This window comes from Arthrobacter alpinus (assembly GCF_001294625.1).
Lineage (GTDB): Bacteria > Actinomycetota > Actinomycetes > Actinomycetales > Micrococcaceae > Specibacter > Specibacter alpinus_A.
The window spans coordinates 3064416-3079885 of record NZ_CP012677.1; the positions used below are offsets into that span (position 1 = coordinate 3064416).

Annotated in this window: 16 protein-coding genes; 3 read left to right on the top strand and 13 right to left on the bottom strand. The window is 63.4% G+C overall.

The window, feature by feature from the left end; all coding sequences use genetic code 11:
* The first annotated feature begins 131 nt into the window (after window positions 1-131).
* Together AOC05_RS13935 and AOC05_RS13940 are read left to right on the top strand one after the other, a co-directional pair.
* Complete coding sequence (locus tag AOC05_RS13935) at window positions 132-689, top strand: YceI family protein (protein WP_062007746.1); 558 nt, start codon at window positions 132-134, stop codon at window positions 687-689.
* Window positions 690-952: 263 nt separating this feature from the next.
* On the top strand, window positions 953-1654 hold the full coding sequence (locus tag AOC05_RS13940; RefSeq protein ID WP_062007747.1) for a hypothetical protein: 702 nt from the start codon (window positions 953-955) through the stop codon (window positions 1652-1654).
* Here the strand turns inward: AOC05_RS13940 and AOC05_RS13945 are convergent.
* Window positions 1651-2349, bottom strand: coding sequence for a redox-sensing transcriptional repressor Rex (locus AOC05_RS13945; protein ID WP_062007748.1), 699 nt, complete (start codon window positions 2347-2349; stop codon window positions 1651-1653). The genes AOC05_RS13940 and AOC05_RS13945 overlap by 4 nt on opposite strands.
* 155 nt (window positions 2350-2504) lie before the next feature.
* The gene (locus AOC05_RS13950) at window positions 2505-2792 is read right to left on the bottom strand and encodes a glutaredoxin family protein (RefSeq protein WP_062009807.1); all 288 of its coding nucleotides are present in this window, start codon (window positions 2790-2792) and stop codon (window positions 2505-2507) included.
* 159 nt (window positions 2793-2951) lie between these two features.
* Between AOC05_RS13950 and AOC05_RS13955 the strand changes: the two genes are divergently transcribed.
* Window positions 2952-3764: an HAD family hydrolase gene (locus AOC05_RS13955; RefSeq protein ID WP_062007749.1), complete on the top strand. Its 813-nt coding sequence runs from the start codon at window positions 2952-2954 to the stop codon at window positions 3762-3764.
* Between the two features lie 167 nt (window positions 3765-3931).
* Here the strand turns inward: AOC05_RS13955 and AOC05_RS19030 are convergent, their stop codons facing one another.
* The 11 genes from AOC05_RS19030 to rhaS all read right to left on the bottom strand — a co-directional run bounded on the left by AOC05_RS19030 (window position 3932) and on the right by rhaS (window position 15463).
* Complete coding sequence (locus tag AOC05_RS19030; protein ID WP_074712200.1) at window positions 3932-4030, bottom strand: 30S ribosomal protein bS22; 99 nt, start codon at window positions 4028-4030, stop codon at window positions 3932-3934.
* Between the two features lie 112 nt (window positions 4031-4142).
* Entirely contained in the window at window positions 4143-4379 is a 237-nt protein-coding gene (locus AOC05_RS13960; protein ID WP_062007750.1) for a helix-turn-helix domain-containing protein, read from the bottom strand.
* Between the two features lie 271 nt (window positions 4380-4650).
* Window positions 4651-4791, bottom strand: a complete 141-nt coding sequence (locus AOC05_RS19515; RefSeq protein ID WP_154606201.1) for a hypothetical protein — start codon at window positions 4789-4791, stop codon at window positions 4651-4653.
* Window positions 4792-4938: 147 nt separating this feature from the next.
* Window positions 4939-6048 (bottom strand): 3-deoxy-7-phosphoheptulonate synthase, encoded by a 1110-nt coding sequence (locus AOC05_RS13965; RefSeq protein WP_062007751.1) that lies wholly within the window; start codon window positions 6046-6048, stop codon window positions 4939-4941.
* A 324-nt stretch (window positions 6049-6372) separates the two neighbouring features.
* Entirely contained in the window at window positions 6373-7632 is a 1260-nt protein-coding gene (locus AOC05_RS13970; RefSeq protein WP_082357990.1) for an NAD(P)/FAD-dependent oxidoreductase, read from the bottom strand.
* A gap of 45 nt (window positions 7633-7677) precedes the next feature.
* The gene (locus AOC05_RS13975) at window positions 7678-9270 is read right to left on the bottom strand and encodes a rhamnulokinase (protein ID WP_082357991.1); all 1593 of its coding nucleotides are present in this window, start codon (window positions 9268-9270) and stop codon (window positions 7678-7680) included.
* Window positions 9267-11303, bottom strand: a complete 2037-nt coding sequence (locus AOC05_RS13980) for a bifunctional rhamnulose-1-phosphate aldolase/short-chain dehydrogenase (RefSeq protein ID WP_062007752.1) — start codon at window positions 11301-11303, stop codon at window positions 9267-9269. The genes AOC05_RS13975 and AOC05_RS13980 overlap by 4 nt, the downstream gene beginning before the upstream one ends.
* A gap of 4 nt (window positions 11304-11307) precedes the next feature.
* Window positions 11308-12474 carry an L-rhamnose isomerase gene (gene rhaI, locus AOC05_RS13985; RefSeq protein WP_062007753.1) on the bottom strand — a complete coding sequence of 389 codons (1167 nt, stop codon included), beginning with the start codon at window positions 12472-12474 and terminating at the stop codon, window positions 11308-11310.
* A 1-nt stretch (window position 12475) separates the two neighbouring features.
* Window positions 12476-12853 carry an L-rhamnose mutarotase gene (locus AOC05_RS13990; protein ID WP_062007754.1) on the bottom strand — a complete coding sequence of 126 codons (378 nt, stop codon included), beginning with the start codon at window positions 12851-12853 and terminating at the stop codon, window positions 12476-12478.
* A complete protein-coding gene (locus tag AOC05_RS13995) occupies window positions 12850-14298 on the bottom strand; it encodes an L-fucose/L-arabinose isomerase family protein (RefSeq protein ID WP_062007755.1) in 1449 nt (482 codons plus the stop codon). Before AOC05_RS13995 ends, AOC05_RS13990 begins: the two co-directional genes overlap by 4 nt.
* A gap of 106 nt (window positions 14299-14404) precedes the next feature.
* Window positions 14405-15463 (bottom strand): rhamnose ABC transporter substrate-binding protein, encoded by a 1059-nt coding sequence (rhaS, locus tag AOC05_RS14000; protein ID WP_082357993.1) that lies wholly within the window; start codon window positions 15461-15463, stop codon window positions 14405-14407.
* Window positions 15464-15470 lie beyond the last annotated feature (7 nt).

Below are 15470 nucleotides of genomic sequence, written 5' to 3' on the forward strand. Positions count from 1 at the left end.
ACTTGGCGGGCACGCTGGCAGAAAGTTTCAAAAGAACTTCCACCGCCGGGAATAATAGATGCAAACGCATGCTTATACTCGGTGAAGGACACCCGACCGGGCGGTCCACAGCCTTCCACAAGGAGCAACCCATGAGCACAACAACCATTGAATCCACCGGACTTGCCCAGGGCATCTGGAACTTCGACGCATCCCACTCCGAGGTCGGCTTCACCGTCCGCCACGCAGGAATTTCCAAGGTTCGCGGCAAGTTCACCGAGCTGGACGCCACCTTGACCCTGGGTGAGACGCTGGCCCAGTCCTCCGTTACGGCCACCATCCAGGCAGCGAGCTTCAACTCAGGCGACGCCAATCGCGATGCCCACGTCCGCGGCACCGACTTCTTCGACGTCGAGACGTTCCCGACGCTTTCCTTCGTCTCCTCCGCAGTCTCCGGTGATGCTGAGGACTTCGAGCTCACGGGCGAGCTGACTATCCGCGACATCACCAAGACCGTCACTTTCAAGGGCGAGTTCAATGGTGTTGCCGTTGACCCGTTCGGCGCCACGCGCGCCGGCTTTGAGGCCACCACGGTGATCAGCCGCAAGGAGTTCGGCCTGACCTGGAACGCCATGCTTGCCGCTGGCGGCGTGCTGGTCTCTGACAAGGTCACCATCACCTTGGACGTCGCCTTCGTCAAGGCCGACTAACAGCTGACCCGTTGCGAAAAGTGCCGGTACACCAGCCCCGGTGAGCCGGCACTTTTTTGCGTTCAAATATCTACGCGGCTACACCTCGGCAATCTATTGTGAGCGCCCTGAGCACCCCTCATGGGCCCTCAGGGAATTTAGCCGGCGCACCAGCGCTAGTTCCTTCCCCAGTGGTCGCGTAGGGTTTAGAGCAGACCCGATGCGCCCGCTTTCTGGTGCCGCGACGGTCCGCCACGTGCCCCGCCAAAGAAAGGCCCTTCGCCATGACCACTCCTGACGAGCAACCTCACGAGCGGCCCGCCACAGGCGAACGTCCCGGCAGTTACGGTGAGATCGCTCCTGGCGTCCCGCGGTACGGCCAGTACGCACCTGAAGGCTGGGTCCCGCCGTCGTCCGTAAACAACGGGCAGGACGACGCCGGAACCTCCTCCGGCTTGCCGCCGGTGTCCGCGTATCCCGGCTTCAAGGGCGGTCCCGTGCCTTCCGCGCCCGGAACACATTTTGCCGCCCCGAAGCTGGTGGTGATTGCTTGCAGGTTCATCAAGACGGCGGGGGCGTTGCAGGCACTGTCCGGATTGTTGCTGCTGATGGTGGTGTTTTTTCCCGCTGTCCGGGCCACCATGGTCGACGCCCTGAAGACTGCCTTGCCCAGTGATCCGGCCTACGACTCACTGCTGGCCGATCCCGCCATGATTTCATCACTTTTGGCTTTTTCCGCCGTGCTCAGTTTGGCGGGCGCCGCCTCCTACTTTTGGTTGGCCAGCAAGATCCGCAAGGGAGCGGGATGGGCACGCACCACGGCCCTGGTCCTGGCGTGCATCTCACTCTTGGCACTGATTCAACCCAATGTTTTCACCATCATCCAGGTTGGTCTCGGGGTAGTGGCCATGGTCATTTTGTACCGCTCACCCTCGAAGGAGTACTTCGCCAAAAAGGTTCCGGGCGGCGGACCGCACGGGTATTAGGCGCTGGGGCGTTCCGCATCCAAGCCAGGCACCTGCAGGCGCTGGGCGTGATACGCCAAAATCTGTAGTTCCGTGGCCATGTCCACTTTGCGCAAGTTGACGTAGTCCGGGACATTCAAGACCACGGGGGCGAAGCTGAGAATGCTGTGCACGCCGGCGTCCACCACGCGATCACACACCGACTGCGCCACGGAGGCAGGTAACGCCAGCACCACCATGTTGGCGCGGGTTTTGGCCAGTACCTCTTCCAGGTCGGCAGCGTCACTGACACGCAGCCAGCCAATTTCGGTGCCCACCAGCATCTGATCGGCATCTAGAAGCGCCACCACGTCAAAACCACGGGACTCAAAACCGGCATATCTGGCCAGGGCGCGGCCCAAGTTGCCAGCACCCACAATGGCTACCCGCCATTCGTGGGTCAGGCCCAACGCCTGGGCAATCTTCCTGCTCAGATTTGCCACCTCGTAACCCACCCCGCGGGTGCCGTAGGAGCCCAAATAGGACAGATCCTTGCGGACATTGGCCGAACCCACCCCGGCGGACTCGGCGAGGGAATCTGAGGAGACCCGTTCTACTCCTTCGGCCAACAAGCCGTTGAGCATGCGCAAATATAGGGTCAGGCGTGACACCGTGGCAGGCGGCAACTGCCGGGCCGCTTCGGGCTCCGGCTCTTCCGGGGTCTGGGCTGAGGTCAAAGTGCTGCTCCAAGTTCTCCTGCAAGGCCACGCGTCGGCCGCAGACAAGTCTCACATGCCGCCGCCGTCGGCCAATATCCACTGTAGGACCTGGCCATGGCATAGCCAAAGTCGTAGGTCCTTTGTGGCGGAACTAGAATCCGTCCACGGCGCAGCTAGGCTCCCGGGGCGGCCATCGAATTGCTCAAAATGGTGCGCAGCCGCACCGGGTCAATGTGCCAAAAATCGCGTTGCACACCATCCACCAAGATCACCGGGATCTCCTCGCCGTAGCGGTTGGCAAGCTCCGGGTCCCCCTCGATGCTCACCTCGGCCCAGACCAGACCCAGCCCGGCGGCGACTCCGTCCACCACCGTGCGGGCGTCATCGCACAGGTGGCACCCTGACTTGGTGATCAATTCCAGGCGGGGTACGTGCGGGGAAAGGTTGGGTTTGGCATCCATGCCTTCAACGGTACCAATGAGGCGCGCACCTGCCACCTCGCCGGGGCGAGGACCTGCCACCTCGCCGGGGCGAGGACCTGCATGAGAGTTTCACCGCTGTTTACGGCGCCACCGGTGGCAGCGCACGCGCTGCCGTGCAGGATTGACTAGACTCATTTCATGCCCGACGTGATTACCAATAGTGCCGAGGCCGCCGGGGCCGCTGCGCAGCACCAGGGCGAGGCCGCTTTCTTTGATGTGGACAACACCCTCATGAAGGGTGCCAGCCTGTTCCATGTGGCCCGAAAAATGTACCAAAAGAAGGCTTTCACCCTTCGCGATGTGAGCGGCTTCGCCTTGAAACAGGCCAAGTTTATTCTGCGCGGGGAAAACATGAACGACGTCCATTCCGTTCAAGACTCGGCACAGAAAATTGCCGCAGGCATCAGCGCTGACTTCATTCGCCAATTGGGTGAAGAAGTCTACGACGAGATGATCGTGTCCAAAATCTGGCCTGGCACGCGTGCCCTTACCCAGGAACACCTCAAATCGGGCCGTCAAGTGTGGCTTGTGACGGCCACGCCCGTGGAAGTGGCCAGCGTCATCGCCGAACGCCTGCACCTGACGGGGGCGCTGGGCACCGTGGCAGAGATCGAGGACGGCCTCTACACCGGTAAGCTGGTCGGGGAGATCCTGCACGGGCCCGCCAAGGGCCGCGCAGTGCGTGAGCTGGCGGTTGCTCAGGATCTGGATCTGAGCCGCTGCTGGGCCTACAGCGACTCCTACAATGACATTCCACTACTGACTGCCGTGGGCAACCCTGTGGCCATCAACCCGGACACCAAGTTGCGCCGCCACGCCCGCGAACACAATTGGCCCATCTACGACTTCCGTTCAGGGCGCCGCGCCGCCACCCTCGGCTTGCAGGCAGCAACCGGCGTTGGCGTGGTGTACGGGCTCTGGAAGGGTGTCGCATCCATGCGGCGCAAGTAAGAACCCCGCTGAGCCGTGTGGCGCCCTGTAGCGTCCTGTGGACCGACGTACGGGCCCAGGGTAGGTACGGGCCCACACGTCGTGCCTAGACCGCCCGTAAATTGCCGGCTTAAAACAAAGCACCCGCACACCAAACATGGTGAACGGGCGATTGCATGAAAGAAGAATTACTTCTTATTGCGACGCTGGTGACGCGTCTTGCGAAGCTGCTTACGGTGCTTCTTCTTGGACATCCGCTTGCGGCGCTTCTTAACTACTGAACCCATGAAAGTTCCTCACAAACTGCATAGAAGGCCTCAAGTGAGGCCCAAACGATTAGGTCGACCGATCGCAGGAATCGGTCAAAGCCGAAAATGGATCGTTCTTAGACTACCGTGCCTAACCGGTCTGCGCCGAACCGGGGGCCACATGGGACCCCGTACCATCCACCACAGCCGATTTAAGGAAGCTCTCGACGGCGTTCGCGGGGACACGATAAGACCTGCCAAAGCGGACGGCCGGAAGCTCCCCGGCGTGCACCATGCGGTAGACGGTCATCTTAGACACGCGCATGAGCTCAGCGACTTCCTGAACAGTCAAGAAGTTCACATTGGAGAAGTTTTGCTCCTGCGACATGGCCCTAAGGTATCCGTTTCCGCTAATGGTGGCGCTCGGGTATGTTTTTACCTTGCGCTTGCTCAGGCTAACTCTAGGGCCTGTTGGGGCCAATGTGAACGCCTGTTGCCCCGAATTTCAGGCTAGCTTGGCGCGGGCCGTCCGTTTGGTCCGCCACCAGCGAAAAGGCTCGCGATCCAAAGCGCAAGCAGCGACGAAACGATCCCGGGGCCGCCCAAGACGGCTGAGGCGTCTTGGCGGGCCATGTTGAGGACGAACGGCGACACGATGGCTAGGCCACGGTAAACACGGTGACGGCGGTAAGCAGCCCGCCGGCACTGAGATCGAACCCGTCAATGAGCCAGGCGGCCAAGAGCAGGGCATGCAGGGCATCCACCAGATTGATCGCTGTGCACCAGAGAAAACGAATCATCGTTCATTTTGTCCGGTCTGGCCGCCGCCTGATCTGGCGGGGACGCACGGTTCCCCGGAATTTTTTCGCGCTGGCCGCGCAACTTCAGCGTAGCAAATTCACCGGCCGGCGCGAGCGTTCGAACGCTGGCGGGCTGGCGTGCTGGCCTTAGACCGCCGGCGTACGGCGGGCACGGGAACTATGCGCGAGGTTTGCCAGTACCTCTGCCGTGACGGCCCATTCCATGCACGCATCGGTGACACTCTGCCCGTAGGTGAGCTCCGCTTCCCCGGCGGCAACCTCTGCGACGTCCAGTTTTTGTGCCCCACCCACCAGGAAACTCTCCAGCATGATCCCGGCAATGGCATGGGCGCTGGCGCCGCCCGCCTCCAGCTGCGCACCAATTTCCAGGGCCACCTCGGCCTGGCGGTGGTGGCTCTTTCCGGAGTTGGCGTGGCTGGCGTCCACGATCATGCGCGGGTTGATGCCGGCCTGCACAGCCTGCCCGGTTGCCTGCGCAATGTCGCCCGCCCCGTAGTTGGGGCCCTTGCGGCCGCCGCGCAGGATCAGGTGGGTGTCCTGGTTGCCGGCCGTGCTGACCAGGGAGGCCCGCCCGTCGCCGTCAATGCCGAGGAAGGACTGTGCCGCACTGGCGGCCTGGCAGGCGTCCAGCGCTACCTGCAGGTCCCCGTCGGTGCCGTTTTTGAACCCGATAGGCATGGACAGTCCGGAGCTGAGCTGGCGGTGGATCTGACTTTCGGTGGTACGGGCCCCGATGGCACCCCAAGTGATCAGGTCCGCTGTGTACTGGGGGCTGATCGGCTCCAGGAATTCTGTGCCGGTGGGCAGCCCCAGCGCGGCGACGTTCAGCAGGAATTCCCGGGCCATTTTCAGGCCCGTCCCGACGTCGTGGCTGCCATCGAGGCGTGGATCGTTGATCAGGCCCTTCCAGCCAACGGTGGTGCGCGGCTTCTCGAAGTAGGCGCGCATGACGATCAGCAGGTCTTCCTCGTGCTCGGCGGCGGTCGCGGCCAGCCGGCGGGCGTAGTCCAGGCCCGCGCCGGTGTCGTGGATGGAGCAGGGTCCCACCACCACCAGCAGCCTGTCATCGAGGCCGTCCATGATGGCCCGGACCTGGTCACGGCCGCGTTCGACGACGTTGGCGGCGTGGGCGTCCAGCGGCAGTTCCGCGGCAAGTTCGGCCGGGGATGGCAATGCCGTGAACTGGCTGACGCGAAGATTGGCGGTACTGGATTCTGTTGCAGCAATGGTGTCCACGGTGGTGGGTCCTTTATTGGGGTGGCAGCGAGCCCCTTTTCAGAAGCCCGCCGGAAATGGCGAAGGACAGAGAAAGATTCTCTGTCCTGTTGGCTCTGAAGGAAAATTGGATGCGTGTCAGTTAGACGCGGGCTCCTCCAGAGCCAACGAAAAATACGCATACCAACGGTTTGTCATGTTCACACCATAGGCCGCTGTTTGCCGGTGCACCAAATCGGCGCTTCCCCGCTCACGCGTGGTTTCCCCGCTTACCCGCTGTTGTTCAACAGCGGGTAAGCGGGGAAACCACGGGTGAGCGGGCAGCTCGCGGGTGTGCCGGCGCCGCTACCGCAGCGGGTTGAAGTGCCGCATGATGGCGGGAGGGGTTTTTCCGGTCATCTCTGCGGCCACCATCTTCCCGGTTAGCGGGCCCAGCGCAATGCCCCACATGCCGTGCCCTCCGGCGACGTGAACACGGGGGGACCTCGAGGCTCCGATCAGGGGGAAGCCGTCGGTGGTGCACGGTCGGGCACCCACCCATTCCTCGGCGCGGGCTTCCCAGTCGATCCCGGTGAACATGGGGGAAGCAGCATCCACGATCGCCTTGACTCGTCGCGGGTCCAGCGGGGCGTCAACGTTGCAGAACTCCATCATGCCGGCCACCCGGAACCTGTTCCCGAGCGGGGTGCAGGCCACCCGCTGGGCGGGGAAGTAGATGGGGTGGCTGGGCATGGTTTCGGGGACCACGGTGAAGCTGTAGCCGCGGCCGGCTTGGACCACACGCTTTACGCCAAACTTGCGGGCCAGCGCGCCCAGCCAGGCACCGGTGGCGAGCACAACGGCGTCGGCCTGCAGGGAACGGCCCTCGGAACCGATCACCACCACACCTGTGCCGGTGTCGCGCACATCCACCACGTTGAAAGCGCCCACAATAGTGGCGCCCCGGGCCGTCACGGATGCGGCCATGGAATCCATGAAGGCAGGAGGGTCGATGAAGCGCTGGTCACGGATTTCAATGCCGGCCACCACTCCGGCCCCCAGGGTCGGCTCCATTTCGCGCAGCTGGTCCCCTGTCATCAAGGTGAAGTCCACCCGTCCGCCGGTTTCCCGGATGACATTGAATTCCTTCACCAGCGAATCCCTGTCCTTCACGGAGGCAAAGCCGGTCAGGAACGGATCGGCCGGGTGCGTGCGTTCCACTACAGCATTGGAGCCCTGGGCCATCTCGTCAAAGGCGTCTAGGCCGGAGGTGCCCACCTCGGCAAAGATCCGCATGGCCGCCCGCCATTTTCCGGGCGTGCAGTTGCGTGCGAAACCGGCCAGGAACTTCAGCAACGACGGGTCGGTGGAGACCGGAATGTATAGCGGGGACGCCGGATCAACCATCGCCTTGAGCCCATAGCTCAACACGGACGGCTCACTCAGCGGCAACGTCAGTGCGGGGGTCAACCACCCCGCGTTGCCCCACGAGGATCCGGACGCCACACCGCCGCGATCCACCACCGTGACCTGGACGCCTTGCTCCTGCAAATACCAAGCGGTGGACAAACCAACCATGCCTGCACCGACAACCACTACATGTTCAGGCGCCTTTGCACTGACCACGATTCACACTCCTCATAAGTTAGCCGGCCTCATTGCCGGCAGCCCTCATTCCAGACTATCCGGGTTTTGGGCAGCGTCCGTAACCTGTCGCGGCGCAGGTTCATACCGGAGGCAGGGGTACGCCGCCGCCACAATTGAGCGCAAACCAGCCAGTGTTGCCGGCGCCGCACCGGCCGCGCGGGCCTGGATGAGGATGTTACCTAGGGCAGTCGCTTCCACCGGTCCGGCGAGCACCGGTAGCCCAGTGGCGTCCGCCGTGAGTTGGCACAGCAGGTCATTTTGGGAGCCGCCACCGACAATGTGGATGACCTCCACCGGCTGTCCCGACAGTTCCACGGCCTGCCTGATCGTGCGTGCGTAGGCTGCCGCAAGGCTCTCCACAATGCAGCGCACGACGGCGGCCGGCCGGGTTTCCAGCGCCCCTCCCGTTGCGCCCACCGCGGCACGGATGCGCTCCGGCATGTTGCCAGGAGCGATGTACTCCGTGGAATCCACATCGATGAGCGGGCCGCCCGTGGGTTCTTTCGCCGCTGCGGCCAACAGCGCAAGGAGGCCAAGGTGCTGAGTCGGGGACCCGGCGTCGGCCGCTTCCTGCTCCCAGCTTCGCATGGACTCACTGAGCAGCCATAGACCGCCCACGTTGCGCAAGTAGCGGACGGTGCTATCGACGCCGCGTTCATTCGTGAAGTTTGCCAGCCGGCTCGCCTCGGTCAGTACGGGAGCGTGAAGTTCCACCCCGACCAGCGACCAGGTACCGGAGGAAATGTAGGCGAAGTTCCTCTTGGCGGCGGGCACGGCAGCGACTGCCGAGGCAGTGTCGTGCGAGCCGACGGCCACCACGGGGGTAGCCGCAGCGAGACCGGTCTGCGCGGCGACGGCCGGCAGGAGCGTCCCAAGGGTTTCCCCGGGTCGGATCAGCGGCGGGAACAGGCCAGTCGGAAGCCCCAGCGCCTGAAAAGATTCTGTGGCCCACTCCCCCGCCACCGCGTCGAAAAGACCGGTGGTAGAGGCGTTGGTGACCTCGCTGCGGCGCACGCCAGTGAGCTTTAAGGCGATGAGGTCAGGTATCAGCATCGCCTGCCGGCCGGCCAGATTCTTTTCGGTGGCCAGCTGGTACAGGGTGTTGAAGGGCAGGTGCTGCAGCCCGTTCGTTGCGTAGAGCTGCCCCGGGCTGATGTGATCGTGGACGGCGTCTACCGCAGCGGGGCCGCGGCTGTCACGGTAGCTGAACGGCATGCTGTCCAGCCTGCCGCTCGCGTCTACTAAACCGTAGTCAACTGCCCAGGTGTCAATGCCGATGCTGGAGATTGTGGCGCTGGCTGCTACGGCGTGCTCCGCCGCGGCGGCCAGTCCCGCCAACACCTGGACCATGAGCGCGTCCAGATCCCAGTAGAGGCTGCCGCGGTGTTCAACCACACCATTGGGGAAACGGTGGACCACGTGCAGTTCCGCCACGCCCTCGCCGATTCTGCCCACAATCACCCGGCCCGAGGACGCACCAATATCGACGGCGACGTACAGCGCAGACCCGGAGCTGGTGTCTTTGGAGGCGACGCCAAGGAGACCGGAGGCCGCCCGTGGCCGAGGGTCTGGAAGTCGCCGAGAAGTTGACGGCTCCGTGGCCCAGACATCAGTCATCGAAGGAATGCTGCTGCCACGCCGGCGTCGACGGGGATGTGCAGACCGGTGGTGTGGGAGAGCTCAGCGGAGGTGAGTACGGCGGCTGCGTTGGCCACGTTCTCTGGCAGCACCTCGCGCTTGAGGAGGGTTCGTTGGGCGTAGAATTCGCCCAGCTTTTCCTCATCAACCCCGTACACGGCGGCGCGCTTGGCGCCCCAGCCACCGGCGAAAATCCCGGAGCCGCGGACCACACCGTCAGGGTTGATGCCGTTGACCCGGATCCCGTATTCGCCGAGCTCCGCCGCGAGCAGGCGCACCTGGTGGGCTTGATCGGCCTTCGTGGCCGAGTACGCGATGTTGTTCGGTCCGGCGAACACGGAGTTCTTCGAGGAGATGTAGAGGATATCCCCTCCCATGTCCTGCTCGATCAGGACCTTCGCTGCGGCCTTGGAGACCAGGAAAGAACCTTTGGCCATGACGTCGTGTTGCAAGTCCCAGTCCTTCTCGGTGGTTTCCAGCAACGGTTTGGAGATGGACAGTCCGGCGTTGTTCACCACCAAGTCCAGCCCGCCGAAGGCCAGCACGGTAGCCTTCACGGCTGCCTGTACGGCTGCTTCGTCGGTCACGTCGGCTTGGATGCCGATGGCCACGTCCGGTCCACCCAGTTCCAGTGCCACCGTCTGGGCGGAGTCAAGGTTCAGGTCAGCGACGACAATGCAGGCCCCTTCCGCGGCCAGGCGGGTGGCGATGGCTTTTCCAATGCCCGACGCCGCCCCGGTTACCAAGGCGACGCGGGTCGCGTGGGACTTCGGCTTGGGCAGGCGGGCCAGCTTGGCTTCCTCTAGGGACCAGTACTCGATCCGGAACTTCTCGGCCTCCCCGATCGGGGTATAGGTGGATATCGCTTCGGCGCCGCGCATGACGTTGATGGCGTTGAGGTAGAACTCCCCCGCCACCCGTGCGGTCTGCTTGTTGGGCCCGTAGGAGAACATGCCCACACCGGGCACCAGCACAATGGCCGGGTCGGCCCCGCGCATGGCCGGGGAATCGGGTCCGGCATGGCGGTTGTAGTAGGCGGCGTAGGCTTCGCGGTAGTCGGTATGGAGTTCCTTAAGCCTCGCGATGGACTCTTCCACCGAGGCGTCCGCCGGCAGATCCAGGATCAATGGCTTGATCTTGGTGCGCAAGAAGTGGTCCGGGCAGCTGGTGCCTAGTGCGCCCAGACGCGGATGTTCGGCCGAGGCCAGGAACTCCAGCACGGCATCATCGTCAACGAAGTGGCCAACGGCGGCCTTGTCGGTGGAGGCGACCCCTCGGATGGTCGGGGCCAGCGCCGCTGCCTTGGCGCGGCGTTCGGCCTCGGACAGTGCGCCGTAGCCTGGCAGTGCCGTGCCGAAGGGGTCCTTTCGACCGTTCATGTTAATGTATGCCTCAGCGGTTTCAATGATCCACAAAGAATTGGCTTCCGCCTCTTCGCTGGTGGCACCCCAAGCCGTGATGCCGTGACCGCCCAGGACGGTGCCAATGACGTCGGGGTTGTTTTCCTTGATCGCGGCAATGTCCAGGCCGAGCTGGAACCCGGGGCGCCGCCACGGCACCCAGGCCACCTTGGTGCCGAAGATCTTCGCCGTCAGCGCCTCGCCGTCGGCCGCCGTGGCAATGGCAATGCCGGAGTCGGGGTGGAGGTGGTCCACGTGGGCGGCATCGACGAGGCCGTGCATGGCCGTGTCAATCGACGGCGCTGCCCCGCCCTTGCCGAACAGGCAGTAGTCAAACGCGGCAACCATCTGGTCCTCGCGCTCAACACCGGGGTAAGAGTTGACCAAGGCGCGCATGCGATCCAGGCGCAGCACAGCCAGCCCGTCCTCGGTCAGCGTTCCCAGGTCTCCGCCTGAGCCCTTGACCCACAAAAGCTCCACCGGTTCCCCGGTCACGGGGTCCGTTGCGGTGCCCTTGGCGGAAGTGTTACCGCCAGCATAATTCGTGTTGCGCTTGTCTGCGCCCAAACGGTTGGAACGGGCTATCAGCTGCCCAGTCACTGGATGTGTCATGACGTTATGCTCCCCATCCGGCCTGCTGGCCGCCTTGGCGATCGGCGTTGATTTTCTCTTGGTAGCCGCTGGAGGCAAAGGCAGCCATCGGATCCGCGGGCAGGCTGCGGGATTCACGCCAAGCGGCCAGGTCTGAGCGGACATCGGTGTAAAACGCGTCCATCAGCACAGCGTTGGCGGCCAGCACGTCGCCGGCATTTTGTGCCGCTTCCAAAGCCGCACTGTCCACCAGGAGCGCCCTGGCTGTCATTTCCTGAACGTTGAGGACGGAACGGATCTGCCCAGGGATCTTTCCCTCAACGTTGTGGCACTGGTCCAGCATGAAAGCCACCTTGTTGGCCGGGTCCAGTCCGCCGCCGCGGACCACCTCGTGCATGATCCTGAACAATTGGAACGGATCCGCCGCGCCCACAATCAAGTCGTCGTCGGCATAGAAGCGGGAGTTGAAGTCAAAGGAGCCGAGCTTGCCCAGGCGCAGCAGCTGCGCCACGATGAACTCGATGTTGGTGCCAGGTGCGTGGTGCCCGGTATCCAAGCAGACCAGCGCCTTCTCCCCCAGAGCCGCGCAATGGACGTAGGAAGTGCCCCAATCCGGCACATCGGTGTGATAAAAAGCGGGCTCAAAGAACTTGTATTCGAGCACCATCCGCTGCTCGTCACCCAACCGGTCGTAGACTTTTGCCAGGGAATTAGCCAACCGATCCTGCCGCGCACGCAGGTTGCCCTGGCCCGGGTAGTTGGTGCCGTCAGCCAACCAGATTTTTAGGTCCTGGGAGCCAGTCTGGTTCATGACCTCAATGCACTCGTACATGTGGTCGATGGCCTTGGACCGGATGGCAGGGTCACTGTGGGTGAGGCTGCCGAGCTTGTAGTCATCGTCCTGGAAGGTGTTGGAGTTGACCGTGCCCAGCTTTACGCCCAAGCCTTCCGCATAGCCAGCCAGCGCGGCATAGTCCCCCACCTTGTCCCAAGGGATGTGGAGGGCCACGGCCGGCGCCAGTCCCGTGAGGGTGTTGACCCGGGCAGCGTCAGCAATTTTTTCCTCAATGGTGCGGGGGGTTCCCGGAGTCTCGAAGACCTTGAAACGGGTGCCCGAGTTGCCGAAGGCCCAGGATGGCAGCTCGATACTCTGATGCTCGAGCTGTGTCAAAACGTCTGTGGGAATAGACACGTCAGTCTCCTTTGGTGTTGGAATGGCGGGGGGCTGGCGCCAAGGCGGCCAGTTGGTCCTCAAGGTTGAAAACCTCAGCAAGTTGGGTGAATCCGTCATCGGGGGCGCCGTCGAGGCCCTCGAAGAAGCCGGCCATATCGGCCTGCCAGAGGGCGTTGACGTCAGTGGCCGCCATCCGCGCCCGGGCTCCGTGCAGGCTGGTTGTTTCGAAGTAGCCGATCAGCAGCCCGTCTGGGCGCAGGAACAGTGAGTAGTTGTGCCAGCCGGCTGCCTTGAGCGCCCGCAGCATCTGCGGCCATACGGCCGCGTGCCGGCGCGTGTATTCTTCGATGCGTCCGGCCTTGACCTGGAGCGTGAAGCAGACCCGGTCAGGACTCATGGGAGCGCCACGTGACGGTGTTCAACGCCGAGCAGGGACGCCGCAGCCTTGATGTCCGATGCCCTGTGTCCTAGGCACAGCGCCCAGTGGTGGCCGATCCCGGTTTGACTCCACTCGTCCACCCACAGCCCGGGGTCCGCGCCGAAGTCAACGCGGGATGTAGTGTTGCCGATGGCCAGCAGCGGGCCAGGGACCACCACGCCCTCGGAGGTGACGAAGACGTAGCTGCCGTCTGGGTCCTGGCCCAGGCCGAAGGTGGTGACGGGGCCGTGCTGGACGTCGAATTCCACCGACACGCCCCAACCCGGCTTGCCGTGGTAGACGCCCAGCCCGCGCAGGAGCGGGTCTTTCGCAGACACGGCCAGGTGTGCGGGCCCGTCGTGGCCCATCTCCACAACATTGTCGTGGAAATTCAGGGCCTGAATTTCAGTGAACGAGCCGCCGGCGCCAATGGCTTGGGCGGCGAGCATGGCGATGGAGGTGCGCAGCTCAAACTCGCCGGCCATGGGGACTCCTCTGGCGGTGAGGATGGAGGAGCCAAGGATCATCCCGGCACCCAGCCGTTCGTGCTGTTCGCCTGCGAGCCCGCGATGGTAGTAAGCCAAGGAGTCCAAGTTGAAGTCCTCCACGAGGCGGTCCAGGCCCACCGACACCTTGGCACCCCAGGCAAAGTCGTCGTCGTCCACGGAGTCATCCAGGACAAAAAGTTCACGGGCCAGCTCCAGCCTTTCGACCACCTGCGCCGGCGTCACCTGGTTGACTCTCTCCCGCAGATCATCAAATTCGAGCACCTCCACATGGGAACCAAACGTTGTTGAGACGGTGGTCAGATCGGTGGCGACATCCAGCATGCCGGGGTACAGGTGGCCCATTAACCCGTGCCGAGCATTGCGCAGCCTTGCCCGGACCCCGGCTGCGTGAACCCACTGGGTGATCCGCTCCCATGCGGACTCCTGCTTGAGGTGTCCGGAGACGGAACGGAAGTCAATCCCTGCCCGGCGGAAGACATTGGCGACCTCCGGCACCGGGCACTGGCCACAGTAGGCCAGCCATTTTCCAGTGTCGAACGAGGCGTGGTCCATGGCCTCGGTAGGCTGCAGGTCAATGACCAGGACCGGGGTCTTGGCCCGCTGGGCAATGGGGAGCACCATGGATGAGGTCAGGTACGTCGTCAAGAAGATGACTATCAAGTCACAATCAGCCACCCGCAAGGTCTCTCCGGCAACCGCAGCCCCTTCGACGTCGGAGATGAAGCCGGTGTCAACCACGTCGGCGTCGAGGGCCTCGAAGCGGGCGGTGACGTAGCGGACGGAGTCTTGCAATTGGGGCAGCAGCTGCGGAAACTGGGGCCAGTACGCGCCCAGACCACCGGAGACTAGGCCAATCCGGGTGGGTCTGCGCCGGTGCGGCTCCAAGAGCTGCGCGGCGGATTGCTTGTGGTTCATGGGGGGCCTTTCGGCATGAAATTCGGCATGAAATAAGGAACTCGGATCCAGGGACGCGGTGAAGCGATGCCGGGCGGGCTGTGAGCGGCCCGCCCGGCCACTAGGCCTAGAAGTCGTACTTGTCGATGTTGGCGGTGTTGAACACTGTGGGTGGGCCGACGATGACAAGGCCACCGTCCTGGACCTTGCGCTCACCCAGTTCACCGGCCGTGAAAGTGTCCCCGGCGGCGCCGGTGATCTTTCCAGCCTTGAGCGCCTCGCCGGCGAAAGCGGCAACGTAACCTAGCTGCGCCGGGTCCCAGAGCGCGAACTCCTTGACCGTCCCGTCCTTCACGAACGGACGCATTTCATTGGGCAGTCCCAGTCCAGTCAGTGCCACCTTGCCCTTGTAGGCGGAGGTGGAGAGGTAGCGGGCTGTGGCCGCAATGCCAACCGTGGTGGGCGAGATGATGCCCTTGAGATTCGGGTGGGCCTGCATGAGACCCTGCGCTTCCTGGAACGACTTTGTGTCATTGTCGTCACCGTAAACTTTCGCAACGAGCTTGATGTCCTTGTAGTCCGGGTTGCTCGCAAGCTCATCCTCCATGAACTTGATCCACTCGTTCTGGTTCGTGGCGTTTGCGGTGGCCGACAGGATGGCAATCTCGCCGCTGCCGCCAATCTGCTCTGAAATCAACTTTGTCTGGATCAGCGCAACATCCTTGGCTACCACCTGGCTGATGAACACGTCACGGCAGTCGGGGTTGGTGTCGGAGTCGAACGCGACAATCTTTGCCCCTGCTGTGCGGGCTTCGCCCAGTGCGGTGCAGACGGCGTCCGGGTCATTGGCAGCGATCACAATGACTTTGGTGCCCGCCTGCGTCTCGGCGTTGATGAAGGAGACCTGGCTGGAGGCGGAGGCTTCCAGCGGGCCGACGACGTTCGAGGAGGTGAAACCTGCCTCCGTGGCGCCCTTCTTGCCACCTCCTAGGACAACGTCCGTGTATGGATTGTTCAGCTGCTTGGGAATGAAGGTGATGGTCGCATCCCCTCCCGCTGCCGAGTCGCCGCCGGCGGGATTGCCCGAGCCGCCGCAGGCCGTCAGTGACATGGCGGCCACTGCGGTGACTGCGACTAGGGACGCCAGACGGGACTGTCGGGGCGATTTCTTGCGGTTCAACATCATTGTTTAT

Bases quoted from the DNA above. Each gene is read 5' to 3' on its own strand.
- AOC05_RS13975 (WP_082357991.1), bottom strand. From the start codon at position 9,270: ATGACTGATGTCTGGGCCACGGAGCCGTCAACTTCTCGGCGACTTCCA.
- AOC05_RS13955 (WP_062007749.1), top strand. From the start codon at position 2,952: ATGCCCGACGTGATTACCAATAGTGCCGAGGCCGCCGGGGCCGCTGCG.
- AOC05_RS13950 (WP_062009807.1), bottom strand. From the start codon at position 2,792: ATGGATGCCAAACCCAACCTTTCCCCGCACGTACCCCGCCTGGAATTG.
- AOC05_RS13980 (WP_062007752.1), bottom strand. From the start codon at position 11,303: ATGACACATCCAGTGACTGGGCAGCTGATAGCCCGTTCCAACCGTTTG.
- AOC05_RS19515 (WP_154606201.1), bottom strand. From the start codon at position 4,791: ATGATTCGTTTTCTCTGGTGCACAGCGATCAATCTGGTGGATGCCCTG.
- rhaS (WP_082357993.1), bottom strand. From the start codon at position 15,463: ATGATGTTGAACCGCAAGAAATCGCCCCGACAGTCCCGTCTGGCGTCC.
- AOC05_RS13990 (WP_062007754.1), bottom strand. From the start codon at position 12,853: ATGAGTCCTGACCGGGTCTGCTTCACGCTCCAGGTCAAGGCCGGACGC.
- AOC05_RS13995 (WP_062007755.1), bottom strand. From the start codon at position 14,298: ATGAACCACAAGCAATCCGCCGCGCAGCTCTTGGAGCCGCACCGGCGC.
- AOC05_RS13935 (WP_062007746.1), top strand. From the start codon at position 132: ATGAGCACAACAACCATTGAATCCACCGGACTTGCCCAGGGCATCTGG.
- AOC05_RS19030 (WP_074712200.1), bottom strand. From the start codon at position 4,030: ATGGGTTCAGTAGTTAAGAAGCGCCGCAAGCGGATGTCCAAGAAGAAG.
- AOC05_RS13940 (WP_062007747.1), top strand. From the start codon at position 953: ATGACCACTCCTGACGAGCAACCTCACGAGCGGCCCGCCACAGGCGAA.
- AOC05_RS13960 (WP_062007750.1), bottom strand. From the start codon at position 4,379: ATGTCGCAGGAGCAAAACTTCTCCAATGTGAACTTCTTGACTGTTCAG.